The following is a 23,563-nucleotide window of genomic DNA, read 5'->3' as shown; positions in this document are numbered from 1 at the left end:
CGCGATGCTCCTTTCTTCCCCGTGCTTTCGGGTCAGACAAGTTGCAGAGGCTTAGCCGCGAGGGCCGGTCCAGAGAAACGAAGAAAGGCAGAAAGACATAATGGCTCTTTACGAACATGTGTTTCTTGCCCGGCAGGACCTGTCGCAGCAGCAGGTTGACGCGCTTGTCGAACAGTACAAGGGCGTCATCACCGCGAATGGCGGCTCCGTCGGCCGGATCGAGAACTGGGGACTGAAGTCTCTCACCTACCGGGTCAAGAAGAACCGGAAGGCTTACTACACGCTGATGGACATCACCTGCCCGCCGGCCGCGCTCAACGAAATGGAGCGCCAGATGGGCCTGTCGGAAGACGTCCTTCGCTTCCTCACCGTCAAGGTCGACGCGCATGAGGAAGGCGCCTCGGCGATGATGCAGAAGCGCGAAGAGCGCTCCGAGCGCGGCAGCTTCGGCGACCGCGATCGTGGCGATCGCGGCCCGCGTTCCTTCGGCGACCGCGACCGCGGCGACCGTGGTCCGCGTTCGTTCGGCGACCGCGAAGGCGGCGATCGTGGCCCGCGCCGTCCGCGCGAAGGCTTTGAAGGGGGTGCAGAATAATGGTCGACATCAATCAGATCCCGACCCGGCGTCCTTTCCATCGCCGCCGCAAGACCTGCCCGTTCTCGGGCGCCAACGCTCCGAAGATCGACTACAAGGACGTGCGCCTCTTGCAGCGCTACATCTCCGAGCGCGGCAAGATCGTGCCCTCGCGCATCACCGCCGTCAGCCAGAAGAAGCAGCGCGAACTCGCCAAGGCGATCAAGCGCGCCCGCTTCCTCGGCCTGCTGCCCTACGTCGTCCGCTGAGGCCCGATGAAGTTCAAGCGGGCGGTTCGCCGCCCGCCTCCCCTCACGGCGACGGGCGCCGCGACGGTCTGAAGTCAAATCCCGAGTTGAGGCCAATTGCCTCTAACTGCCCAGACAGGCAGGACAGCGACAAGGCGGCAGCACCGCGCCAAGCTTCCTGACCTGTTCCAATTCAGCATCGATCGTCGATCGACGCGCAGACGAAAGGAACGAAACCATGGAAGTCATTCTCCTCGAGCGTATTTCCCGCCTCGGCCAGATGGGCGAGACCGTGAAGGTCAAGGACGGGTTCGCCCGCAATTTCCTGCTGCCGCAGGGCAAGGCGCTGCGCGCCAACGAAGCCAACAAGAAGAAGTTCGAAGGCCAGCGCGCCCAGCTCGAAGCCCGTAACCTCGAGCGCAAGTCGGAAGCCACGCAGGTCGCCGAGAAGCTCGACGGCAAGAGCTTCATCGTGGTGCGCTCGGCCGGCGAGACCGGCCAGCTCTACGGCTCGGTGTCGACCCGCGACATCGCCGAGCTGATCATCGCCGAAGGCTTCACCGTCAACCGGAACCAGATCGAGCTCAACCAGCCGATCAAGACCATCGGCCTGTCCAATGTGGTGATCGCGCTGCACCCGGAAGTCGAGGTCACGGTGACGCTCAACGTCGCCCGTTCGGCCGAAGAGGCGGAGCGCCAGGCCAAGGGCGAGACGCTGACCACCGCTGAAGCCATCTATGGCGACGACATCAACGACAACGCCCGGCCGGACAACTTCTTCGACCCGAACGCCGAGTTCGAAGACGGCGAAGAGAGCGCCTGATCCAAGGGCCCAGCAGGCTCCCGAAGCACCACTTCAGCTCTTATACGTCCAGGATTCTGGACCAACGCCCGGGTCTCAGACCCGGGCTTTTTTGTGCCAAACGGAACTTTCCGACACCCCATATCTTGTGCACATTACAGCGTGGCGCGTCGATTGGACGCGGGCGTCGCGCCGTGGCATCTTCGATCTGGCATTCCAGTCCGATTACCGGGTGATCCGACTGAGGGGACATTTGGTCATGAACATCCTGTTGAAACACGTTCTCGAACGCCTGGTGCGGGTCGGCGACCTCAAGGTGACCGGGCCGAAGGGCACGACGCACAAGTTCGGCGACGGCGGCGGCGAGCCGGTGCATATCCATATCAAGACAACGCATGCCGAGCGCGCCATCACCTTCGATCCGATGCTGGCGGTGCCCGAAGCCTACATGGACGGCGAGCTCGACGTGCTCGAGGGCGGCGTTCTGGGGCTGATGCGCATCGCGTTCCAGAACATGGGCGCGAGCGGCATCGACGTGACCTGGTCGAAGGCGATCGAGGGGCTGCGCCATGCCTTCCGGCGCCTGCAGCAGATCAACACCGCCTCGCGCTCGCGCCGCAACGTTCAGCGCCACTACGACCTGTCAGGCGAGCTCTACAAGCTCTTCCTCGACGACGACATGCAGTATTCCTGCGCCTATTTCGAGCAGCCTGACATGACGCTGGACGAAGCGCAGCTTGCCAAGAAGCGGCACATCGCCGCCAAGCTGCGGCTCAAGGCCGGCCAGACGGTGCTCGACATCGGCTCCGGCTGGGGCGGGTTGGGCCTCTATCTCGCCAAGGCCTTCGACGTCGACGTGCAGGGCGTCACGCTGTCGACCGAGCAGCATGGCGTCGCAACCGACCGCGCGCATGCGCAGGGGTTGCAGGACCGCGTGCATTTCGATCTCAAGGACTACCGGGCGCTCAACGAGCGCTTCGACCGCATCGTCTCGGTCGGCATGTTCGAGCATGTCGGCCTCAACCATTTCCGCACATTCTTCGACAAGGCGGCGACACTGCTCAAGCCGGACGGCGTGATGCTGCTCCACACGATCGGTCGTTCCGGCGTGCCGTGGGCGACCAGCGCCTTCATCCGCAAATACATCTTCCCGGGCGGCTACATCCCGGCTCTTTCGGAGGTGATGCCGGCGATCGAAAAATCCGGCCTCGTCGTCACCGACATCGAAATCCTGCGGCTGCACTACGCCGACACGCTCAAGCATTGGGGCCAACGCTTCGCTGCCAACCGCGACAAGGCGAAAGCGATCTATGACGAGCGCTTCTGCCGGATGTGGGAGTTCTACCTCGCCGCTTCGGAGGCCGCCTTCCGCTGGCAGGACCTGGTGATCTTCCAGTTCCAGATCGCCAAGAAGAACGACACGCTGCCGATGACGCGCGACTACATGGCCAAATGCGAGAAGGCGCTGGAGCTGCGCGACGGAGGCCACCGGGAGCCGGCGGCGCCCGCCTCCGCGCCCAAGCCGACCCGCCGCCGCAAGGCGGTGGAGTAGAGACGCATTGCCGCTTGCCATTGCGGCCTGACGCTACGAAAAAGGTCTCGTTCGCGAGACCTTTTTAATGACCTATCTCATCTACATCGCCGCAGCGCTTGCCGAGATCGCCGGCTGCTTCTCGTTCTGGGCCTGGTGGCGGCTTGAGAAGTCGCCGCTGTGGCTACTCCCCGGTCTTGTCTCGCTGGCGCTGTTCGCCTTCCTGCTGTCGCTGGTCGACACGGACGCGGCGGGCCGAGCGTACGCCACCTATGGAGGCATCTATATCGCCGCCTCGCTCGCCGGGCTTTGGCTGGTCGAAGGCGTTCGCCCCGACCGCTGGGATCTGGCCGGCGCGGCGCTCTGCATCGTCGGCGCTTCCGTCATCCTGCTTGCGCCGAGGGCATGATGCCGGAGAGCGTGGATCTGCTTGCGGACGACATGATGTCTGATCATTGCGTTTCCAAGGGGGCCTGAGCGATGGAGCTTCCCGCCCGGTTGCGGCAAGGCGTCGACATCCTCCTGGAGAAGGTGCCCCTGCCGACGCTGAAGCAGGCCGCCAAGACGCTCTCCGAGCGCTACCGCGCCGAGCTGCGCGACGGTCGCCTGCATATGGGCGAGGACGTGGCGGTCAAGGCCTATCTGGCGACGCGGCTGCCCGCCACCTATGCCGCCATACGTGCAAACCTCGAAGCGCTGAGCGAGGCCCGCCCCGACTTCCAACCGGCAAGCCTGCTCGACATCGGCGCCGGACCTGGCACCATGCTCTGGGCCACGACCGACGCATGGCCCAAGCTCGAACGGGCGGTTCTGGTCGAGGCGAGCGCCGCGGTGCGCAAGGCCGGGCAGTCCCTTGCTGAAGGGGCACTCGCGGCCCGCGCCGACTGGATCGCCGGCGACGCAACCGTCGACCTCGACGGCATCGAGCGCGCCGACCTGGTCAGCGCCGCCTATGTCCTGGACGAGATCGCGCCCGCCTCACTGGCGAAGCTCATCGACCGCCTCTGGCGACTCACGGCCGACACGCTGCTCCTCGTCGAGCCCGGCACGCCCGCCGGCTGGCAGCGCATCCTTGCCGCCCGGCAACAATTGATCGGAGCTGGAGCGCATGTCCTGGCGCCCTGCCCGCACGAGGCGCCCTGCCCTCTCACGCCGCCCGACTGGTGCCATTTTGCGCGCCGCGTCGCCCGTTCGCGCCTGCATCGCCTGGTCAAGGAAGCCGAGGTGCCGTGGGAAGACGAGAAGTTCATGTATCTCGCGGCTTCCAGGCAGCCCGCGCCGGCACGCGGGGAGCGGGTGATCGCGCCGCCGAAAGGCGGCTCCGGCAAGGTGGTGCTGAAACTCTGCCGGCCGGACGGCAGCGCCGGCGATCGCCTGTTCAGCAAGCGCGACGGGGATGTCTTCAAGGTGGCGCGGCGCGCCGATTGGGGCGACACACTGGATTGACCTGTGGGCTTCATGACATGGGGAGAAGCCGCGGTAGCACGCCGGTCGCGAGCGGCCCAGGCGCAATCAGCCGCTAAAATTGTTCTTGCTTCGTTCCGAACCCGCGCGTAAGAATCACCCCTTGCCGAGTCAACTGGAATCGGGCCACCGGAATACTGTCCTGTGGATGGCTTTGCGAATCCTGTGAACAACGGGAATCACGCCCTCGGCGACACGTACTGTTGCAGAAAGGTCAGCATCGAATCTCACCGTTCTGGTATCGAGGAAGCGGGATCGAGATCGGGGACATCATGGCAGAGGCGGCACTGAAATTCGGCGTGGCGGAAACGCCGCTTTATCGCGAGGCTCCGAACAACATCGAGGCCGAGCAGGCGCTGCTCGGCGCCATCCTCGTCAACAACGACGCCTTCTACCGCGTTTCTGATTTCCTCAAGCCGGGGCATTTCTACGAGCCGCTGCACCGCCGCATCTTCGAGGTCGCGGCCGAGCTCATCCGCATGGGCAAGATCGCGACTCCGATCACGCTGAAGACCTTCCTGCCGGCCGACGAAAAGGTCGGCGACATGACAGTGGCGCAATATGTCGTGCGGCTTGCCGTCGAAGCCGTCACCATCGTCAATGCGACCGACTATGGCCGCGCCATATACGACCTGGCGACGCGCCGCGCGCTGATCACCGTCGGCGAGGACATGGTCAACATCGCCTATGACGCGCCGGTGGACATGTCGCCCTCCGACCAGATCGAGGACGCCGAGCGGCGGCTGTTCGAGCTGGCGGAAACCGGGCGTTATGACGGCGGCTTCGAGAGCTTCAACGACGCCGTGAAGACCGCCGTCGACATGGCCAATGCCGCCTATATGCGCGACGGCCACCTGTCAGGCATCGCGACCGGCTTGCGCGACCTCGACCGCCGCATGGGCGGCCTGCAGCCTTCCGACCTGATCGTGCTCGCCGGACGCCCAGGCATGGGCAAGACCTCCTTGGCCACAAACATCGCCTTCAACATCGCCGAGGCTTACGTCCCTGCGCAGCAGGCCGACGGCAGCTTCAAGGCCGCCAATGGCGGCGTCGTCGGGTTCTTCTCGCTGGAAATGTCGTCGGAGCAGCTCGCCACCCGCATCATCTCCGAGCAGACCGAGATCTCGTCGTCGAAGATCCGCCGCGGCGAGATCACCGAGATGGATTTCGAGAAGCTGGTCGCCTGCTCGCAGACGATGCAGAAGATTCCGCTGTTCATCGACCAGACCGGCGGCATCTCGATCGCGCAGCTCTCCGCCCGGGCGCGGCGCCTGAAGCGCCAACGCGGCCTCGACCTCATCGTCATCGACTATATCCAGCTGATGCAGGGATCGAGCGCGCGCGCCTCGCAGAACCGCGTGCAGGAAATCACCGAGATCACCACGGGCCTGAAAGCGCTGGCCAAGGAGCTCGGCGTGCCGATCATCGCGCTGTCGCAGCTGTCGCGCCAGGTGGAAAGCCGCGACGACAAGCGCCCGCAGCTCTCGGACCTGCGCGAATCCGGCTCGATCGAGCAGGACGCCGACGTGGTGCTGTTCGTCTATCGCGAGGAGTATTACCTCAAGAACCGCGAGCCGAAGCTCGGCACCGAGGAATACGTCAAGTGGGAAAACGAAATGAACGAGGCGCGCGGCAAGGCCGAGGTGATCGTGGCCAAGCAACGTCACGGACCGACCGGCTCCGTCAGCCTCGCCTTCCACGGCGAATTCACGCGGTTCTCGGACCTGGCGGAAGAGCACCATCTGCCTGAGAGATTCGAGTAGCTCTTGGCAAAGGCCTCGTTCTCTCACGCTGTCCCGCCAGCCTATCCAGTGTCGGGCCGCGCCTGATGGCGAAATCGCGTGTTCAGTTCATCTGCCAGAATTGCGGCTCGGTGCACCAGCGCTGGGCCGGCAAATGCGATGCGTGCGGCGAGTGGAACACGCTGGTCGAGGAAGGCACGTCAGGCGGCATCGGCTCGGGGCCGGCGAATACGCGCAACGCCCGCAAGGGCCGCGCCGTTGTGCTCACCAGTCTCGCCGGCGACATCGAGGACGCGCCGCGCATCGTTTCCGGAATCGGGGAACTCGACCGCGCCACCGGCGGTGGTTTCGTGCGCGGGTCCGCACTTCTGGTCGGCGGCGATCCCGGCATCGGCAAGTCGACGCTGCTGACACAGGCCGCGGCCGCGCTCGCCTCGAAGGGCCATCGCATCGTCTATGTCTCGGGCGAAGAGGCCGTCGCGCAGATCAGGTTGCGGGCGCAGCGGCTCGGCGTCGCGAACACACCGGTCGAGCTTGCCGCCGAGACCAATGTCGAGGACATTCTGGCGACCATCGCCGACGGCAAGCGGCCGGACCTCGTCATCCTCGATTCCATCCAGACGCTCTGGACCGACCTTGCCGATTCGGCGCCGGGCACCGTCACCCAGGTGCGCGCAGCCGCACAGGCGATGATCCGCTACGCGAAATCCACAGGCGCCGCGATCGTGCTCGTCGGCCATGTCACCAAGGAGGGCCAGATCGCGGGCCCGCGCGTGGTCGAGCACATGGTCGACGGCGTGCTCTACTTCGAAGGCGAAGGCAATCACCACTTCCGCATCCTGCGCACGGTGAAGAACCGCTTCGGGCCGACCGACGAGATCGGCGTGTTCGAAATGTCGGACAAGGGCCTGCGCGAGGTCTCCAATCCATCCGAGCTTTTCCTCGGCGAACGCCACGCCAAGTCGCCGGGCGCCGCGGTTTTCGCGGGCATGGAAGGCACAAGGCCGGTCCTGGTCGAGATCCAGGCGCTCGTCGCGCCCTCCTCGCTCGGCACGCCGCGCCGCGCCGTCGTCGGCTGGGACGGCGCGCGGCTTTCCATGGTGCTCGCTGTGCTCGAAGCCCATTGCGGCGTGCGCTTCGGCCAGCAAGACGTCTATCTCAACGTCGCTGGCGGTTACCGGATCTCGGAACCCGCGGCAGATCTCGCGGTCGCGGCGGCGCTGGTTTCGTCGCTCACCGGTATTGCCCTTCCCGCCGATTGCGTCTATTTCGGCGAAATCAGCCTATCGGGTGCCGTGAGGCCGGTCGCGCATGCGCAGCAGCGCCTCAAGGAAGCCGAAAAGCTGGGTTTTGGAAGCGCGGTGCTGCCGCTCGGCAGCGAGGAACTTGCCGGAGGGATCGGGGCCGGCGCTTTCCAGCCCACCGAGCTTGCCGACCTTGTGGCGCGCATAGCCGGCTCACGGCGCGGCCGCGCCGACGACGAGGAGTGACACGGCTCGTCGGGCCGTAAGACAGGAAGTGGGGCGAGAACCATGCCGATTACGCTGCTTGACGGAATCCTCGTTGGCTTCACACTGGTCTCGGCGATGCTCGCGATGGTGCGCGGCTTCTCCCGCGAAGTCCTGTCGGTGGTTTCCTGGGCAGCAGCGGCGGCGGCGGCATTCTTCTTCTACAAGCCGGTCCTGCCCTATGTTCAGCCCTATATCGAGAACGACAAGATCGCGATGGCGGCTTCCGCGGGCGTGGTTTTCCTCATCGCGCTGATCGTTGTTTCCGTCATCACCATGAAGCTGGCCGACTGGATCATCGATTCGCGCATCGGCGCGCTCGACCGTACGCTCGGTTTCCTCTACGGCGCCGCGCGCGGCGTCCTGGTGGTAGCGGTGGCGCTGCTGTTCTTCAACTGGCTGGCCGGCGCCAAGGCGCCTGCCTGGATCGCGAACGCCAAGTCGCGGCCCTTGCTCGAGACGATCGGCGCCAAGCTGGAAAGCGTGCTGCCGGAAAACACCGAGGAACTGGTCAACAAATACACGCATAAGGGCACCCCGCAGGCCGGGGCGCCGGCCACCACCGACCAGCCCGCGGCCGAGCCGCCGGCGGGCGACGACAACAACGCGACGGCACCCGACGACAGCGAGGGCGAGGCGCCTGCCGACAACGAGCCGGCTCCGGCGCCCACCCCGGCGCCTGCTCCGGCTCCCGCCCCAGCGCCGGCAAACTGAAATCCGGGCCAGCCATGGTGCTGGCCTGAGGCAATTTGCCAATGCCTGACAAGGTGCGTTGCGTTCGGCGAGCGATCGCCCTATATGGCGGCTTTAGCGGAGCTTGAGCACCAGATGGCAAACTCAACGGCAGATGCAGGCAGTGTCCTTTCCGCCGAGGCCGACGACCATTTCCACGACGAATGCGGCGTGTTCGGCATTTTCGGCCGGCAGGACGCGGCGGCCATCGTCACGCTCGGCCTGCATGCCTTGCAGCATCGCGGCCAGGAAGCCGCCGGCATCGTCTCCTATGACGGCACCCAATTCCATGTCGAACGCCATGTCGGCCTGATCGGCGACACCTTCACCAAGCAGCGTGTCATCGACAGCCTGCAGGGCAATCGCGCCATCGGTCATACGCGCTACGCCACGACCGGCGGCGCCGGCCTGCGCAACATCCAGCCCTTCTTCGCCGAGCTCGCCGAAGGCGGCCTCGCCGTCGCCCACAACGGCAACCTCACCAACGCGCTCACCGTGCAGCGCGCGCTGCAGAAGCAGGGCTCGATCTTCTCCTCGACGTCCGACACCGAGACGCTGCTGCACCTTGTCGCGACCAGCAAGGAGCGCGATTTGAACTCGCGCTTCATCGACGCGGTGCGCCAGGTCGAAGGCGCCTTCTCGCTGGTGGCGATGACTGCCAAGAAGATGATCGGCTGCCGCGACCCGCTGGGCATCCGGCCGCTGGTGCTGGGCGACCTCGACGGCGCCTGGATCCTCGCTTCCGAGACCTGCGCGCTCGACATCATCGGCGCCCGCTTCGTGCGCGACATCAAGCCTGGCGAGATGGTGGTCGTCACCTCCAAGGGCATCGAGAGCCTCTTCCCGTTCGAGCCGCAGAAGACCCGCTTCTGCGTCTTCGAATATGTCTATTTCGCGCGGCCGGATTCCTCTGTCGAAGGCCGCAACGTCTATGAGGTGCGCAAGCGGATTGGCGCCGAGCTGGCGCAGGAGAACCCGGTCGAGGCCGACATCGTCGTGCCCGTGCCGGATTCCGGCACGCCGGCCGCCATCGGCTTTTCCCAGGCCGCCGGCATCCCCTTCGAACTCGGCATCATCCGCAACCACTATGTCGGGCGCACCTTCATCCAGCCGGGCGATTCGATCCGCCACATGGGCGTGAAGCTCAAGCACAACGCCAACCGCCGCATGATCGAGGGCAAGCGCGTGGTGCTGGTCGACGATTCGATCGTGCGCGGCACCACCAGCCAGAAGATCGTGCAGATGGTGCGCGACGCCGGCGCGAGGGAAGTGCATATGCGCATCGCCTCGCCGCCGACCAGCGCGTCGTGCTTCTACGGCGTCGACACCCCGGAGAAGTCGAAGCTGCTGGCATCGCGCATGTCGGTCGAGGAGATGGCGGAATTCATCCGTGTGGATTCGCTGGGCTTCCTGTCGATCGACGGGCTTTACCGCGCCGTCGGCGAGGCGAGGCGCGACAACGACCAGCCGCAATTCTGCGACGCCTGCTTCACCGGACAGTACCCAACCCGCCTGCTCGACTTCGAAGGCCACGACAATGTGCGCACGCTGTCGCTGCTGGCGTCGAACGGGTCTTAGGCACTTCACGGAAGCTTCGGCATGACCCTCGACCTTTCCGGCCGCGTGGCGGTCGTTACCGGCGCCTCGCGCGGCATCGGCTATTTCATCGCCAGGGAGTTGGCGGCGGCCGGCGCGCATGTGATCGCGGTGGCGCGCACGGTCGGCGGACTGGAAGAGCTGGACGACCAGATCAAGGCCGAAGCCGCCAGGACCGGGCGCGGCCAGGCGACGCTGGTGCCGCTAGACCTCACCGACATGGCGGGCATCGACAGGCTCGGCGGCGCGATCCATGAGCGCTGGGGCAAGCTCGATATCCTGGTTGCCAATGCAAGCGTGCTCGGCGTGATCTCGCCGATCGGCCATGTCGAGGCCAAGACATTCGAGAAGGTGATGACCATCAACGTCACCTCGACCTGGCGGCTGATCCGTTCGGTCGACCCGCTGCTGAGGCTCTCCGATGCCGGCCGGGCCATCATCATGTCGTCCAACGTGGCGCATTCGGCGCGCGCCTTCTGGGGGCCCTACGCGGCTTCCAAGGCGGCGGTCGAGACGATGATGCGCTCCTGGGCGCATGAGACCGAAAGCCTGGCGCTAAGGGTCAACGCCGCCGATCCGGGCGCGACCCGCACGGCGTTGCGTGCCCAGGCCATGCCCGGTGAAGACCCGGAGACGCTGCCGCATCCGTCCGAGATCGCCAAGCGCATCGTGCCTCTGGCCAGTCCGGAGTTGAAGGAGACGGGCCTGATCTTCCAGGCCAAGCACAACCGCTTCGTCGCCTACCGGCAGCCGGAATAGTCTCGAACAAAACTGAGCGCGACGCGGATGAAACAGGCCGCCGGCAACGTTGTTCGAATGTAGAACATTCGAAACCGGAGGACCGACATGCGCAGACCCACTCTTCTTGCCGCCGCCGTCATTGCCGCCGCACTGGCGGCCACGGCCGGCGTTGCTCTTTCGCAAGGCAAGACCATGAGTTTCTTCGTCACAAGCGTCGGCTCCGGCAAGGGCGCTGATCTCGGCGGCCTGAAAGGCGCCGATGCCCATTGCGCCTCGCTGGCGGAAGCGGCCGGCGTCACCGGCAAGACCTGGCACGCCTATCTCTCTTCCAGCACCGAAGACGCGCGCGACCGCATCGGCAAAGGTCCCTGGTTCAACGCCAAGGGCGAGAAGATCGCCGATGACGTGGCCTCGCTGCACAGCGACGCCAACGGCATCACAAAGCAGACCGCACTGACCGAGAAGGGCGAGATGATCAACGGCCGCGGCGACAAGCCGAACCGCCACGACATGCTGACCGGCTCCAAGGCCGACGGCACCAGGATCGCCGATCAGACCTGCGGCGACTGGACGATGAGCGGCGCCGAGGGCGCCGCCATGATGGGCCATCACGACCGCACCGGGCTCGATGATTCGGCGGCCGCGAAGTCCTGGAATTCCTCGCATGCCTCGCGCGGCGGCTGCAGCCAGGAAGCCCTCAGGGGCACCGGCGGCGGCGGCCTGTTCTACTGCTTCGCGGTCGAGTGAGCCTGAAACCCGACCGCCCGTTCACGGGTCTGTGAACGGGCGGCGAAAGCGTGTGTCGCCGCCCCGCTTTCGCCGCACCAAGGGAGTTGCTAGGATCGGTTCGACTCCCACATTTCAGCAAAGCGAGGAATTCCCATGGCTGCTACTCCCAGCGTAGCGTTGGTCTGGTATCTGGTGATCGCCGGCCCGCAAGGCGGGATGGTGGTGCTGCCCAGCACCTTCGACACCCGCGAACAGTGCACCAACGCCATCACCGAATATCAGAAGCAGCCGACGCCGCAGGGCTGGGCCGTGCAATGCGTGCCGAGTGCCTCGCCGTTCACGGATGAAGGTGATGCGGAGACGCCGTCAGCGCAGTAGCGCCAGGCGCTGAAAACGGCCAATCCTACCCCTCGGGGGATCGGCAGCTTCAACGCTGTGCGCTCACCGTCAGCGCCGGCTTGTTATTGATCGTCTGGAACACCACGCAGTAGCGCTCGGTGAGCTTCATCAGCGAATCGATGCGTTCCTGCGGCTCGTCTGTGTCGAGGTTGAACTTCAGCCTTATCTCGCGAAAACCGACCGGCGCGTCCCGGGCGACTCCAAGCGTGCCGCGAAAATCGAGGTCGCCCTCGGCCTCGACAGCGGCGTTGCCGAGCTTGAACTCCAGCGCCGTCGCCACCGCTTTCAGCGTCACGCCGGCGCAGGCGACCAGCGCCTCGAGCAACATATCGCCCGAGCATAGTTCGAGGCCCGAACCGCCGGTGGCCGGATGAAGCCCGGCAACGGCAAGAGCCCGGCCAGTCTCCACCTTGCAGGCGATCGACTGGTCGTCGAGCGTGCCGCGGGCTCTGAGTGTGATCAATGCCTTGGCCGCATCCTCGCGATAAGCGTCCTTCAGCGGCGCCTGCATGGCTTTGAGCGCGGTTGCGTCCATAGGTCACTTTCCTTTCAACGGGTGTTGGAAGTTGATAGCACATAATTCCGGCGTGGGTTCCACGCCCCTACGGAAGGTGCGGCAGAAGTGGCTCGCCGAAGACGAAAACGAGAAGGGTAGCCCCCTGCGAAGACCTCTCTCCGTCCGCGCCCCGGACATCTCTGCCCCGCCCCTGGGGAGAGCAAGCAACCCAAGTCTTGAGACGCCCCTTTGACTTCGCCCGCTCCGGCCATAGGTTTGCGGAGTTCGTTCCATCGGAGCCTTCATGCGATCCAAGCTCATCTCCCTCGCGATACTGGCGCTCGCCGCCCTCGCCCAGCCAGTCCTCGCCGCCGAGACACCCGAACGCCAGGCCCCATCCGGCGGCGTGCTGTCGCTGTTGCCGGCGCCGCAAGTGACCGAGCATTCGATCACGCTTGGCGGGCGCAAGCTTGATTACCAGGCCAAGGCCGGCACGCTGTCGCTGCTGTCGGCCAAGGGCGAGGTCACGGCCGAGATCTTCTACGTCGCCTATACGCAGCAATCGCCGGCGCCAGCGAAGGATCGGCCGGTCACCTTCATCTTCAATGGTGGGCCCGGTGCTGCCTCGGCCTATCTGCATCTCGGCGCGATCGGGCCGCGCATCGTCGAGACGGCCGCGGATGGAGAGTTCCTGCGGCCGCCGCAGAAGCTCATCGACAATCCCGACAGCTGGCTCGACATGAGCGATCTCGTCTTCGTCGACCCGGTCGGTACCGGCTACAGCCGCGAGGCGCCGGGCCACGAGCCAAAGGAATTCTGGAGCGTCGACGCGGATGCAAGCTCGGTCGGCGCCTTCATCCGGCTCTACCTGGCGCAGAACGGCCGCACGGGATCGCCGCTGTTCCTCGCCGGCGAGAGCTACGGCGGTTTTCGCGCGGCCCTGCTCGCTCGAACGCTGCAGGAAGACGTCGGCCTGAGCCCCAGCGGCGTCGTGCTGATCTCGCCGGCCCTGGAGTTCATGCTGGTGCGCCCCGACCAATTCGATCAGTTGCACTGGGCGCTCGAACTTCCTTCCCTGGCGGCGACGCGGCTGAAAGGCGACGGAGTGACCGGCGACGCCCTGCGCGACAGGCTGGCCGAGGTCGAGCATTACGCGCTCGGCGACTACCTGACGGCGTTGAACAGCGGGCTGGAACAAGGCGGAAAGCTCGCCAGCACTCGCGTTTCGGAAATCACCGGCCTCCCGCTCGACCTTGTCCAGCGCAATTTCGCCCGCATCCCCACCGGGCTTTTCGCCAAGGAATTCCAGCGCGCCACCGGCAAGGTGCTCAGCCCTTACGACGCCACCATCGGCACCGCCGACATCGCGCCGCAAAGCGCCCGCGACGGGACCCCCGATCCGGTGCTCGACCGCAGCGTCCCGGTGCTGACCTCCGCCTTCGTGGCCTATGCCCGCGACGAACTCAACTACCGCACCGACGTCAGCTACCGGCTGCTCAATGGCGAGATCAGCCGCAACTGGGACTACGGCACGTCAGGCCAGGGCTATGCCGGCGTGATGAACGACCTGCAGCGCGCCCGCTCGCTCAACCCGGCGCTGAGCGTCTTGATCGTCAACGGCTATACCGACCTCGTCACGCCCTATCTCGCCTCGCGCTATCTGGTGAACCAGGTTCCCTCGCTGGCCGACGCCAAGCCGATCCGGCTCGATGTCGTCGAGGGAGGCCACATGATGTATCTGCGGCCGGATGGACGGCGCGCGCTGAAGGACGCTGCCTCGGAGCTCTATCAGGCGACGCAGTAGTCCCCGACCGGCCCGCGACGAACGCCCTGCGCCAACGCAAGCGCCCGGCTGGAGCAGCGCCTTGCAGGCTTTCGCCCGTATAGCTGGAGCAACGGCTCCGACTGGGGCGGAACCGCCTCACGCAAGCACGCTGAACCCAAATGGCCGATGTCGTCGTCCTCGAAAGCCGCGAAAGGGTGCTGGCCGGCATCCTGTTCACGGCCGCCGCCTATTTCCTGTTTTCGGCGCAGGATGCCTCGATCAAGCTCCTCGTGGCCGGCATGACGGTGTGGCAGATCATGTTCGCCCGCTCGATCAGTGTGCTCGTCGCCTGCGCCGCGATCGGTGGCAAGCGCCTGTTCGCCGACACGCTCGACTCGCCGATCGTCAGGCCGATGCTGGTGCGCAGCGCCTTCACGCTTGCCGCCTGGCTTTGCTACTACAACGCCGCGCGATCGCTGCAGCTCGCCGAGCTCACCACCATCTATTACGCAGCACCCATCATCGTCACCGTGCTGTCAGTGCTGCTCCTTGGCGAGAAGGTGCCGCTGCTGCGCTGGCTGGCCGTGTTCATCGGTTTCGTCGGCGTCTTCATCGCCTGCGATCCGACGCGGCTCGGCCTCTCCGTGCCGGTGCTTCTGGTGCTGGCGGCGGCCGTGCTTTGGGGCATCGCCGTGGTGCTTTTGCGCAAGACGGCGCTGCAGGAGCGCACGATCATCCAACTCGTGCTCAACAATTTCTACTTCCTGCTCTTTTCGGCCGTACCTGCGCTCATCTGGTGGCACATGCCCGACTGGCGGCAGCTCCTTCTTCTCATCAGCGTCGGGGCGCTCGGCGGGGTGGCGCAGTACGTGCTGTTCGAAGGCATGAAGCGCGCGCCGGTTTCGATCGTTGCTCCCTTCGAATACACTTCTCTGGTCTGGGCCTTCGCGCTGGGCTACGCCATCTGGGGCGACCTGCCGCGCACGGAAGTGTTCATGGGGGCGGCGCTTATCGTCGGCGCCGGCCTGCTGATCGTAGGCAACGAGCATTTCCGCAAGCGGGAGGAGGCCTGATGACAGAGGGCTGTCAGCAGCAGCCAGGTAGGCTGACGCCATGACGGATGCGCTCGACATGCCGGAAAAACTCGCGCCCGCCGCCGACGTAGCGACCGAGCGAACGCTCGGCATCATCCTGGTGTCCGCATCGGCCGTAGCCTTCGCGCTAACCGGCGTGCTGACCAAGTCTATCCATGCCGACCCGCTGACCATCACCTGCTGGCGCGGTTTTTTCGGCTCGATCCTGATCGCGTTCTATGTGCTGTGGCGCCGCCGGCGCTCGGGCGGGCGCGAAAGCCTGAGATTGGGTTGGCGCGGCTGGCTGCTGGCGCTGGAGGGCGCCGCGGCCAGCATCGCCTTCATCTCTGCGTTCAAATTCACCTATGTCGCCAATGTCGCGGTGATCTACGCGACATCGCCCTTCATCGCGGCACTCCTTGCCTTCCTTCTGGTGCGGGAGAAAATCCGGTTGCAGACGATGGTTGCGGCGTCCGTATCGCTCTGCGGCGTCGCCATCATGGTGGGCGCCGGCCTCGGCAAGGGGCATCTGTTCGGCGACGCCCTGGCGCTTTTGATGACCGCCGGCAGCGCTCTCTACATGATCATGGTTCGCACTTTCCGCGACTCACCGGTCGTGTGGGCCGGAGCGGTCTCCGCTTTCCTGCTTTTCGTGCTCGGCTGGTTCGTCACCGAGCCGCTGGCGGTTTCCGCCCGCGACATGGTGCTGCTTGCCGCCTTCGGCTGCTCTTTCGCGCTGGCCTCGATCCTGTGGACGGAAGGCTCGCGGCTGATCCCGTCGGCGGAAGCCGGGCTGCTGGGTTCCGCCGAAGTGCCGTTCGCCATCCTGTTTGCCCTCGTCTTCCTCGGCGAAGTCCCACCGCTGGCCAGCGTCATCGGCGGCGTCATCGTGCTTTGCGCGGTTTTCGCCCATGCCGGACGAGACTGGCTGAAGGCGAGATCGGCCGCTCGATAAAAAATCTTCTCCGTTCACGGAACCATCGCGCGATCCAGGCATTATCGGTGCGACGGGTCACCCCCCAAGTCCCCCCAAACCCCTCGACCCGTCCGACTAGAAGCCGACCCGCAAAAGGTCGGCTTTTTCTTTTCAAGGCAAGGCGAGGCCATTGCCGAGAAGCTCAGCCAGATCCAGAGCCGGTCGTGGAGCCTCACGGCCGAGCCGGATGGCGAAATCGGCAGCGGGCAGGGTCGGCAGATCGAAATCGGCAGGCGCTTCGATTATGCCCGAATGGGCGAAACGTCGTGTGCGCGGCGTCAGTGCGATGCCGGCATCGACCGCGGCGCGCAAACCGGCGAGGCTGGCGCTGCCTGCGGCGATGCGATAGCGGCGGCCGGCAGCATCTAGCGCGTTGAGCGCTGCTTCGCGGAAACCGCAGTAAGGGTCGAGCAGCGCCAGAGGCACCGCTTCCTGCCGCGCCGCCAGCCCCTTTTCCGAGCAAAGCCACAGCATCGATTCGCTGATCACCGCTGCTTCGTCCGGCGACGGGGCATGGCGCATGGTGATAGCGAGGTCGAGCTGGCCAGCCTGCAGGGCCGATCCGAGTTCCAGTGAGCGGCCGACCCGCAGCTCGATCCTGACGCGCGGATGGCTGGCGGCGAAGGCGCGCAACAGGTCCGGCAGGCCCTGATCGGCGAAATCCTGCGTCGTGCCGATGGCGATGCGGCCGCCGGCGCGCGCGCCTTTCAGGGCCAGCCATGCCTCGGTGTGGACGGCGAGGATGCGCCGCGCGTGGCCGACAAGGTCCTCGCCGGCCGGGCTCAGCCCGCGCCCCCTGCCCTGCGGGATCAGCAGCGGCTCGCCGACGATCTCTTCCAGCCGCTGCATCTGCGCGGTCACCGCCGACGGTGTTCGGCCGACAGTGGACGCAGCCTTGGCAAGCGAACCGCCGTCGACGAAGGCGAGGAAGGTTTTCAGCAGGTCGGGATCGAGCGTTTCCATACTTCGAAATTATCGAAGTGTTTATCAAAAACAATTCGATTTTTTTGATTCCAGCGTAGTGACATGGTTCTCTCATCGAAGCCGCCAGGCGCTCAACCCGAGGAGAGACAAATGCCCATCATCAATATCAGCGTCACCGGCAAGCCCGACGCCGAACTGTCCGCCGCCATTGCCAGGGAGGCCACCGACATTACCGCCAAGGAGCTGCGCAAGGACCCGACAATCACCGCGGTCGCCGTCACCTATGTCGATCCGCGGCACTGGTTCGCCGGCGGCAAGTCGCTGGCCGAGCAGGGCAGCCACACGTTCTGGCTGGACATCAAGGTGGTCGACGGCACCAACACCAAGCTTGAGCTGGAAGCCTATCTCAGGGCCATCTTCGAGGCTTTCGGCCGGCTGCTCGGCGGCGTGCATGAGGAAAGCTACGCCTTCGTGCATGAGGTGCCGGCCGCGGCCTATGGCTATGGCGGCAAGACGCAAGAATTCCGCTTCATCAGCGGCAGGCTGAAGGCAGCGTGACGCGGTCGTCCCCTTCTCTCTTGTCAGAGACGAGGACGACCGCACCTTCCCGCATTGACCTTCCCCCGACTTCCGCTACCCTCTGCCCCCGCAAGCGGCCGCTCAAGAGCCGCGCCGAGGAGACAGCGGGGAGAGAGCGGCATGATCCTGACCCTGGCGCTGCTGGCGGGCCTTGTTGTGGCCTGGCTGCTGATCGCGATGATCGAAAGGTTCCGGCTCGACCTGCGCTTCACCCAGGCGCTGCTCTATGTGCCGTTCAAGCTCGCCTACCGTATCGCCGACAACCGCATCCGCATTGCCCGCGCCGCCAAGACGCCGGTCATCTATGTGATCTCCCACCAGTCGCGCATCGAGCCGGCGCTGATGCTGTCTCTGCTTCCCGACGACACGCTGCATATCCTGGATGAGGCTTCGGCGCGCTCGCCCTGGCTCGAGCCGTGGCGCGAGCTTGCCCGCACGATCGCCTTCAACGCCGAGCATGTCTTCGTCAGCCGCCGGCTGGTGCGCGTGCTGAAGGGCAATGGGAGGCTCGCCGTCTATTTGCCGGACTATGTCGAGCCGGATGTCAAATCCTTCCGGCTGTTTCGCGCCATCACCCGCATCGCCATGCAGGCCGACGCCCGCATCGTGCCGATCTTCGTCGCCGGAGCGCGCGACTTGCCGGTGTCGCTGACGCCGAAGGAGAAAGCGCCCAGGCACTGGTTCCCGCGGCTTTCGATGAGCGTGCTGGAGCCGATGACCATCGCCGAACTCGTGGCGCGCAATCCCGACATGGCCTCGAACACCAACGCGCTGTTCGACCGTTTCGCCGAAGCGCGGCTCTACGGCACCAATCTCGATCGCGGCCTGTTCCTTGCCATGCGCGACGCCGCCGACCGCATCGGCCCTTCGCGCCCGATCGTCGAGGACGTGATCTCGGGCTCGCTTTCCTATCGCAGGGTGTTCATCGGCGCGCGCGTGCTCGGCCGCCGTTTCGAGGCGGTGACGGCGCCCGGCGAGGCGGTCGGCGTGCTCTTGCCCAACGCCAATGGCATGGCGCTCACCTTCGTCGGCCTGATCTCGGCAGGGCGCGTGGCGGCGATGATCAACTACACCGCCGGCCCGGCGAGCGTGACCGCTGCGATCCGCACCGCCGTCATCCGCACCGTGGTTTCCTCCCGCGCCTTCATCGAGAAGGCCGGCATCGACGACATCGTCGCCGCGGTCGAGGCGGGCGGAGCGAGGATGCTTTGGCTGGAGGATGTGCGCGCCGGCGTGACGACCCTGGACAAGCTCGCCGCCGCGCTTCTTTGGCGCCGGCCTTTGCAGCGGCAGCAGGCGGGCAAACCCGCGGTTATCCTGTTCACCTCCGGCTCGGAAGGCATGCCCAAGGCGGTGGTGCTGTCGAACCGCAACCTGCTTGCCAATATCATGCAGGCCGAGGCGCGCGTCTCGGTCTCGCCGGCCGACACCCTGCTCAACGTGCTGCCGGCTTTCCATTCCTTCGGGCTTACCGGAGGCACCATTCTGCCGCTGGTGCTCGGCATAAAGCTGTTCCTCTACCCCTCGCCGCTGCACTACAAGATCATCCCCGAGATCGCCCGCAAGGTGAAGCCGACCGTCATGTTCGGCACCGACACCTTCCTCGCCAATTATGCCCGCACCGCCAAGGACGGCGACTTCTCCAGCCTGCGCTTCGTCGTGGCCGGCGCCGAGGCGGTGAAGGCGGAAACGCGGCGCACCTACCGCGACCGCTTCCAGGCCTCGATCGTCGAAGGCTACGGCCTGACCGAGGCCGCGCCCGTGGTGGCGGTGAACACGGCCATCCATGGCCGCGAGGGCACGGTCGGGCGACCGCTGCCGGCCATCCGCATGAAGTTGGAGCCCGTCGAAGGCATCACCGAGGGCGGCCGGCTTTGGCTCGACGGACCCAACATGATGATGGGCTACATCAGCGCCGACCGCCCCGGCGAATTGCAGCCGCTGGAAGGCTGGCACGACACCGGCGACATCGTTTCGATCGACCGCGACGGCTTCATCACCATCCGCGGGAGGGCAAAGCGCTTCGCCAAGATCGCCGGCGAGATGGTGTCGCTGGGCGCGGTCGAGATGCTGGTGCAGTCGCTTTGGCCGGAAGAGCGCCACGCGGCGGTGGCCGTGCCCGACAAACGGCGCGGCGAGCGGATCGTACTGGTCACCACCGCCGACGCCAATGCCGAAGAACTGCGCCAGTTCGGCAAGAAGGCGGGCGCGGCCGAATTGATGGTGCCGCACGACATCATCAAGGTGGAAGAAATCCCGGTGCTGGGCTCGGGCAAGACGGATTACAACTCGGCCCGCAAGCTGGCGATCGACAGGCTTGGACTGAGCGCGGCGGCCTAGTTGCGCCTCCACCGGCGATACTCTGAATAAATTCCGTCCGCGACGCGGCCCCGGCCGCGCCGTATGCCGCACTCTCTCGGGTGGACAATCATTGGTGAGTGAGTATTTACTCACCTTTGGCTTGAAACAAGGGAGAATTGTAATGGCAAAGATCCTTGTCACCGGCGGTACCGGACATCTTGGCCGCGATCTGGTGCCGGCCCTGATTGTGTCGGGTCACGATGTCAAACTGTTGACCCGCAAACGCCCTGACAGCCCCGTGGAATGGGCGCTCGGCGATCTTGCAACCGGAGCCGGACTGGACGACGCGTTGAGCGGCGTCGACACGGTCATCCATGCCGCGACTCTGTCGCCGATCGCCAAGCGAGGAATGAGGCCGATCGACTTCGTTTCCAGCCCGTCCGATGTCGATATAGACGGCACGCGAAGGCTGCTGGCGGCCTCGCAGCGCGCCGGTGTTTCGCATTTCATCTTCGTGTCGATTGTCGGCCTCGAAGGCTGTGCCCTTCCGTATAGCCGCGTAAAGCTGGCAGCCGAGCGCCTAGTGCGAGAGTCGCCGCTTTCGTGGTCTGTCGTCCGCGCGACACCGTTCTACTACCTTCTGGCGCAGATGCTTGCCGGGCTGAAATGGTTGCCGGTCTGGCTGCTGCCCGCGTCGCCGTCAAACCCTGTCGATACACGCGATGTCGCCACCTATCTCGCCGAAGCGGTCAGTGATGGCCAACGCGGCATGCGGCCGGAGATCGGTGGTCCCGAAGTGATGCCGTTTTCGACCTTCGCCCGGCAATACCACGATGCAGCCGGGTTCCGGCGCCTCGTCATACCGCTGCCGTTCAGCAGGAAGATGAGCCGCGCCATGGGGCTGGTCGAAACAACCGAACGGCTTGGCCAGAGAAGCTGGACGGACTGGCTTTCGGAACGTAGGCACCCGGCGCACTCCGCGCAGATTGCTCCCTGATGGCGACCGCTGCGTCGCTTAAAGCAGGTTGCGTGAAAAAGGATCACGCGGCCTGCTTTCAGTTTTTGATTTTAAGCATGCCTTTGTCCCGAAACCGGGCCCACCTTCGGGAGACATGCTTTAGTTGGACAGTCTTGGATATCACCCAGCGATGTTATCCTCCCTCTCGAATCCCGAGACAAAGCCGAGCGAAACAGGAACCACGATGAAATCGCCATCAACCGGACGAGAGCGCATTCTGCGTGAAGCCATCCGCCTGTTCGCCGATCGTGGCTACGACCGTACGAGCATCCCTGAAATTCAAGCCGCCGCTGGCCTGTCACGCGGTTCCGGCGCCCTCTACAAGCACTTCGCCTCGAAGGAAGCGCTGCTGGGCGCGGCGATCGACAAGTTCGTCGAAACCGCGCGAGAGGGTCGCTCGGAGCTTGCCGAGACAACGCATCCTATCGACCAGAAAGCCCGGCACCTCGCTGAAGGCATGCTCGAGAGGCTAGCCGCCAACCGCGAGGTGCTGAGAATTCTGTGGCGCGATCTCGAGCATTTTCCGGATCTGAAGGCTACAGCATGCGACGAGATCATGAGAAAGACATATCTCGCAGTGGCCGAATGGCTGCGGGAGCACCAGCGACGCGGCGAACTCCGTCAGCACGACAGCGAGGCGGTGGCCGCCGTCATCGTCGGCAGCGTCGCCATGTTCCGCGTCTTCGAAGCGATCTGGGGCGAGCGCGCGATCGATGTAAGCGATGAACGCTTCGTGTCGGCATGGAGCGATTTACTTATCCGTGGCCTTCAGATCTAGCCGATATCAGAAGGCGGCACCTTTTCCCCTTCAAGCCTGGCCCGCTTCGAATAGGCGCGCACCGAGAACGGCAGGAAGAGCAGGTAGCCCGCGACCGAGGCAGTCAGCGTGTACCAGGGGTAGGTCATCAGGAGCAGGATGTAGAGCACCACGCCCAGAATGACCGGCAGCACCCTGTCGCCCGGCACCTTGACGCTTTTTCCCGAATAGACCGGCAGGCGGCTGACCAGCAGGAAGGCTACGAGCACCGTGAACCCGGTGGCTATGAAGGCGGCCGCGCGGGATGGCTCCAGCCCGAGCCGCAGGAAATAGAGATAGAGCGGCAGCATGACCAGCACCGCTCCGGCCGGGGCCGGCACACCGACGAAATACTCGGTCTGCCATGCCGGCTGGTCGTGGTCTTCGGCAAGCACGTTGAAACGGGCAAGCCGCATACCGCAAGCGATGGTGAAGAGAAGTGCTGCTATCCAGCCCGGCGAGCCGGCGCGGTCGAGCAGGAAGGCGTAGAGCACCAGGGCCGGCGCCACGCCGAAATTGACGATGTCGGCCAGCGAATCCATCTGCGCGCCGAATTTCGATGTGGCTTTCAGCATGCGCGCCAGCCGCCCGTCGATGCCGTCGAGGAAGGCCGCAAGCAGCACCATGACCACCGCGATCTCGAAACGGTTCTCGAAGGCGAAGCGGATGCCCGATAGTCCGGCGCAGATCGCAAGCACCGTAACCAGGTTGGGCAGCACCATGCGCATCGGGATCTCGCGGATGCGCGGACCGCCGCTGGCATGGGCTTCGAATTTTTTGAACGGCGCGCCCAACGCTCAGGAAATCCTGACCAGGGGCGTTGCCGCTGCGCCGCCGAACTCGGCAAGCACGGTCTCGCCACCCACCGCCGTCTGGCCGACGGCGACGCGCGGCACGGCATTCGGCGGCAGGAAGACATCGACGCGCGAGCCGAAGCGGATCAGGCCGAAGCGTTCGCCGATCGCGATCGACCCGCCTGCCTCGGCCCAGCACACGATGCGCCGCGCCACCAGGCCGGCGATCTGGACGGCAGCGATCGTGCCGTTCGGGCTGTCGATGACCAGGCCGTTGCGCTCGTTCTCGGCGCTCGCCTTGTCAAGTTCGGCATTGAGGAATTTTCCGGGCTTATGCTCGATGCGCGTGATCCGGCCGCGCACCGGAGCGCGGTTGATGTGGCAGGAAAACACATTCATGAACACCGAGATCCGGGTCATCTCGCCAGAGCCCAAGCCAAGCTCGCCCGGCGGCACGGCCGGTCCGACCGCCGAAATCACGCCATCGGCCGGGCTCACCACCAGCCGGTCGTCGACCGGCGTGACGCGCTCCGGGTCGCGGTAGAAATAGACGCACCATGCGGTGAGAATCAGCCCGATCCAGAACAGGATCGAGGAGAAATAGCCGAGAAACAGCGTTGCCGCGGCGAAGGCCGCGATGAAGGGATAACCTTCACGATGGATCGGAACGAACGTATTCTTGACCGAGTCGAGAAGCGTCATAGGGCTTGGGGGCGGTCCCTGTTTCAGGTTGCGCCTCAATAGCGGAAAGCCCCCCTGCCCGCAACGCAACAAT

General features: G+C 65.3%; 24 protein-coding genes. 20 read left to right on the top strand and 4 right to left on the bottom strand.

Going from position 1 to position 23,563, the window contains the following annotated elements:
* Positions 1 to 100: 100 nt before the first annotated feature.
* The 13 genes from rpsF (at position 101) to ACR64R_RS03360 (ending at position 12,045) form a co-directional block, all read left to right on the top strand.
* Positions 101 to 595: a 30S ribosomal protein S6 gene (gene rpsF / locus ACR64R_RS03420; protein WP_487360287.1), complete on the top strand. Its 495-nt coding sequence runs from the start codon at positions 101 to 103 to the stop codon at positions 593 to 595.
* On the top strand, positions 595 to 843 hold the full coding sequence (rpsR, locus tag ACR64R_RS03415) for a 30S ribosomal protein S18 (protein ID WP_006203718.1): 249 nt from the start codon (positions 595 to 597) through the stop codon (positions 841 to 843). Before rpsF ends, rpsR begins: the two co-directional genes overlap by 1 nt.
* 217 nt (positions 844 to 1,060) lie before the next feature.
* On the top strand, positions 1,061 to 1,645 hold the full coding sequence (rplI, locus tag ACR64R_RS03410; RefSeq protein WP_487360286.1) for a 50S ribosomal protein L9: 585 nt from the start codon (positions 1,061 to 1,063) through the stop codon (positions 1,643 to 1,645).
* A 238-nt stretch (positions 1,646 to 1,883) separates the two neighbouring features.
* Positions 1,884 to 3,176 carry a cyclopropane fatty acid synthase gene (locus tag ACR64R_RS03405; protein ID WP_487360285.1) on the top strand — a complete coding sequence of 431 codons (1,293 nt, stop codon included), beginning with the start codon at positions 1,884 to 1,886 and terminating at the stop codon, positions 3,174 to 3,176.
* A 67-nt stretch (positions 3,177 to 3,243) separates the two neighbouring features.
* Positions 3,244 to 3,564, top strand: coding sequence for a YnfA family protein (locus ACR64R_RS03400; RefSeq protein ID WP_487360284.1), 321 nt, complete (start codon positions 3,244 to 3,246; stop codon positions 3,562 to 3,564).
* Positions 3,565 to 3,635: 71 nt separating this feature from the next.
* Positions 3,636 to 4,601, top strand: a complete 966-nt coding sequence (locus ACR64R_RS03395; RefSeq protein ID WP_487360283.1) for a small ribosomal subunit Rsm22 family protein — start codon at positions 3,636 to 3,638, stop codon at positions 4,599 to 4,601.
* Positions 4,602 to 4,891: 290 nt separating this feature from the next.
* On the top strand, positions 4,892 to 6,382 hold the full coding sequence (locus ACR64R_RS03390; RefSeq protein ID WP_487360282.1) for a replicative DNA helicase: 1,491 nt from the start codon (positions 4,892 to 4,894) through the stop codon (positions 6,380 to 6,382).
* Positions 6,383 to 6,447: 65 nt separating this feature from the next.
* Positions 6,448 to 7,851, top strand: a complete 1,404-nt coding sequence (gene radA / locus ACR64R_RS03385) for a DNA repair protein RadA (RefSeq protein WP_487360281.1) — start codon at positions 6,448 to 6,450, stop codon at positions 7,849 to 7,851.
* A gap of 42 nt (positions 7,852 to 7,893) precedes the next feature.
* Positions 7,894 to 8,583: a CvpA family protein gene (locus ACR64R_RS03380; protein WP_487360280.1), complete on the top strand. Its 690-nt coding sequence runs from the start codon at positions 7,894 to 7,896 to the stop codon at positions 8,581 to 8,583.
* A gap of 114 nt (positions 8,584 to 8,697) precedes the next feature.
* Complete coding sequence (gene purF, locus ACR64R_RS03375) at positions 8,698 to 10,179, top strand: amidophosphoribosyltransferase (RefSeq protein WP_487360279.1); 1,482 nt, start codon at positions 8,698 to 8,700, stop codon at positions 10,177 to 10,179.
* 21 nt (positions 10,180 to 10,200) lie between these two features.
* Entirely contained in the window at positions 10,201 to 10,956 is a 756-nt protein-coding gene (locus ACR64R_RS03370; protein ID WP_487360278.1) for an SDR family NAD(P)-dependent oxidoreductase, read from the top strand.
* Between the two features lie 87 nt (positions 10,957 to 11,043).
* Positions 11,044 to 11,685 (top strand): hypothetical protein, encoded by a 642-nt coding sequence (locus tag ACR64R_RS03365; protein WP_487360277.1) that lies wholly within the window; start codon positions 11,044 to 11,046, stop codon positions 11,683 to 11,685.
* A 135-nt stretch (positions 11,686 to 11,820) separates the two neighbouring features.
* A complete protein-coding gene (locus ACR64R_RS03360; protein WP_041008353.1) occupies positions 11,821 to 12,045 on the top strand; it encodes a hypothetical protein in 225 nt (74 codons plus the stop codon).
* A 49-nt stretch (positions 12,046 to 12,094) separates the two neighbouring features.
* Here ACR64R_RS03360 and ACR64R_RS03355 read toward each other — a convergent pair whose 3' ends face one another.
* Positions 12,095 to 12,601, bottom strand: coding sequence for an OsmC family protein (locus ACR64R_RS03355; RefSeq protein WP_487360276.1), 507 nt, complete (start codon positions 12,599 to 12,601; stop codon positions 12,095 to 12,097).
* Positions 12,602 to 12,866: 265 nt separating this feature from the next.
* On the opposite strand from ACR64R_RS03355, the gene ACR64R_RS03350 reads away from it, so the two are divergent.
* The 3 genes from ACR64R_RS03350 (at position 12,867) to ACR64R_RS03340 (ending at position 16,355) form a co-directional block, all read left to right on the top strand.
* On the top strand, positions 12,867 to 14,366 hold the full coding sequence (locus ACR64R_RS03350) for a S10 family peptidase (RefSeq protein WP_487360275.1): 1,500 nt from the start codon (positions 12,867 to 12,869) through the stop codon (positions 14,364 to 14,366).
* 140 nt (positions 14,367 to 14,506) lie between these two features.
* A complete protein-coding gene (locus ACR64R_RS03345) occupies positions 14,507 to 15,400 on the top strand; it encodes a DMT family transporter (RefSeq protein WP_487360274.1) in 894 nt (297 codons plus the stop codon).
* Positions 15,401 to 15,440: 40 nt separating this feature from the next.
* Positions 15,441 to 16,355, top strand: a complete 915-nt coding sequence (locus tag ACR64R_RS03340) for a DMT family transporter (protein ID WP_487360273.1) — start codon at positions 15,441 to 15,443, stop codon at positions 16,353 to 16,355.
* Positions 16,356 to 16,487: 132 nt separating this feature from the next.
* Here the strand turns inward: ACR64R_RS03340 and ACR64R_RS03335 are convergent, their stop codons facing one another.
* Positions 16,488 to 17,339 (bottom strand): LysR substrate-binding domain-containing protein, encoded by an 852-nt coding sequence (locus ACR64R_RS03335; protein WP_487360272.1) that lies wholly within the window; start codon positions 17,337 to 17,339, stop codon positions 16,488 to 16,490.
* A 111-nt stretch (positions 17,340 to 17,450) separates the two neighbouring features.
* On the opposite strand from ACR64R_RS03335, the gene ACR64R_RS03330 reads away from it, so the two are divergent.
* The 4 genes from ACR64R_RS03330 to ACR64R_RS03315 all read left to right on the top strand — a co-directional run bounded on the left by ACR64R_RS03330 (position 17,451) and on the right by ACR64R_RS03315 (position 21,976).
* Positions 17,451 to 17,858 carry a tautomerase family protein gene (locus tag ACR64R_RS03330; protein ID WP_487360271.1) on the top strand — a complete coding sequence of 136 codons (408 nt, stop codon included), beginning with the start codon at positions 17,451 to 17,453 and terminating at the stop codon, positions 17,856 to 17,858.
* Positions 17,859 to 17,999: 141 nt separating this feature from the next.
* A complete protein-coding gene (locus tag ACR64R_RS03325) occupies positions 18,000 to 20,219 on the top strand; it encodes an AMP-binding protein (RefSeq protein ID WP_487360270.1) in 2,220 nt (739 codons plus the stop codon).
* A gap of 142 nt (positions 20,220 to 20,361) precedes the next feature.
* The gene (locus ACR64R_RS03320; RefSeq protein ID WP_487360269.1) at positions 20,362 to 21,177 is read left to right on the top strand and encodes an SDR family oxidoreductase; all 816 of its coding nucleotides are present in this window, start codon (positions 20,362 to 20,364) and stop codon (positions 21,175 to 21,177) included.
* Positions 21,178 to 21,382: 205 nt separating this feature from the next.
* Entirely contained in the window at positions 21,383 to 21,976 is a 594-nt protein-coding gene (locus ACR64R_RS03315) for a TetR/AcrR family transcriptional regulator (RefSeq protein ID WP_487360268.1), read from the top strand.
* Here ACR64R_RS03315 and ACR64R_RS03310 read toward each other — a convergent pair.
* On the bottom strand, positions 21,973 to 22,788 hold the full coding sequence (locus tag ACR64R_RS03310; protein WP_487360267.1) for a CDP-alcohol phosphatidyltransferase family protein: 816 nt from the start codon (positions 22,786 to 22,788) through the stop codon (positions 21,973 to 21,975). The two genes, ACR64R_RS03315 and ACR64R_RS03310, sit on opposite strands and share 4 nt — an antisense overlap.
* Before the next feature lie 3 nt (positions 22,789 to 22,791).
* A complete protein-coding gene (locus ACR64R_RS03305; protein ID WP_487360266.1) occupies positions 22,792 to 23,490 on the bottom strand; it encodes a phosphatidylserine decarboxylase in 699 nt (232 codons plus the stop codon).
* Positions 23,491 to 23,563 lie beyond the last annotated feature (73 nt).

The sequence above is a fragment of the Mesorhizobium sp. MC2-1-1 genome, assembly GCF_057597255.1.
This window is presented reverse-complemented; position numbering and strand designations above follow the sequence as displayed.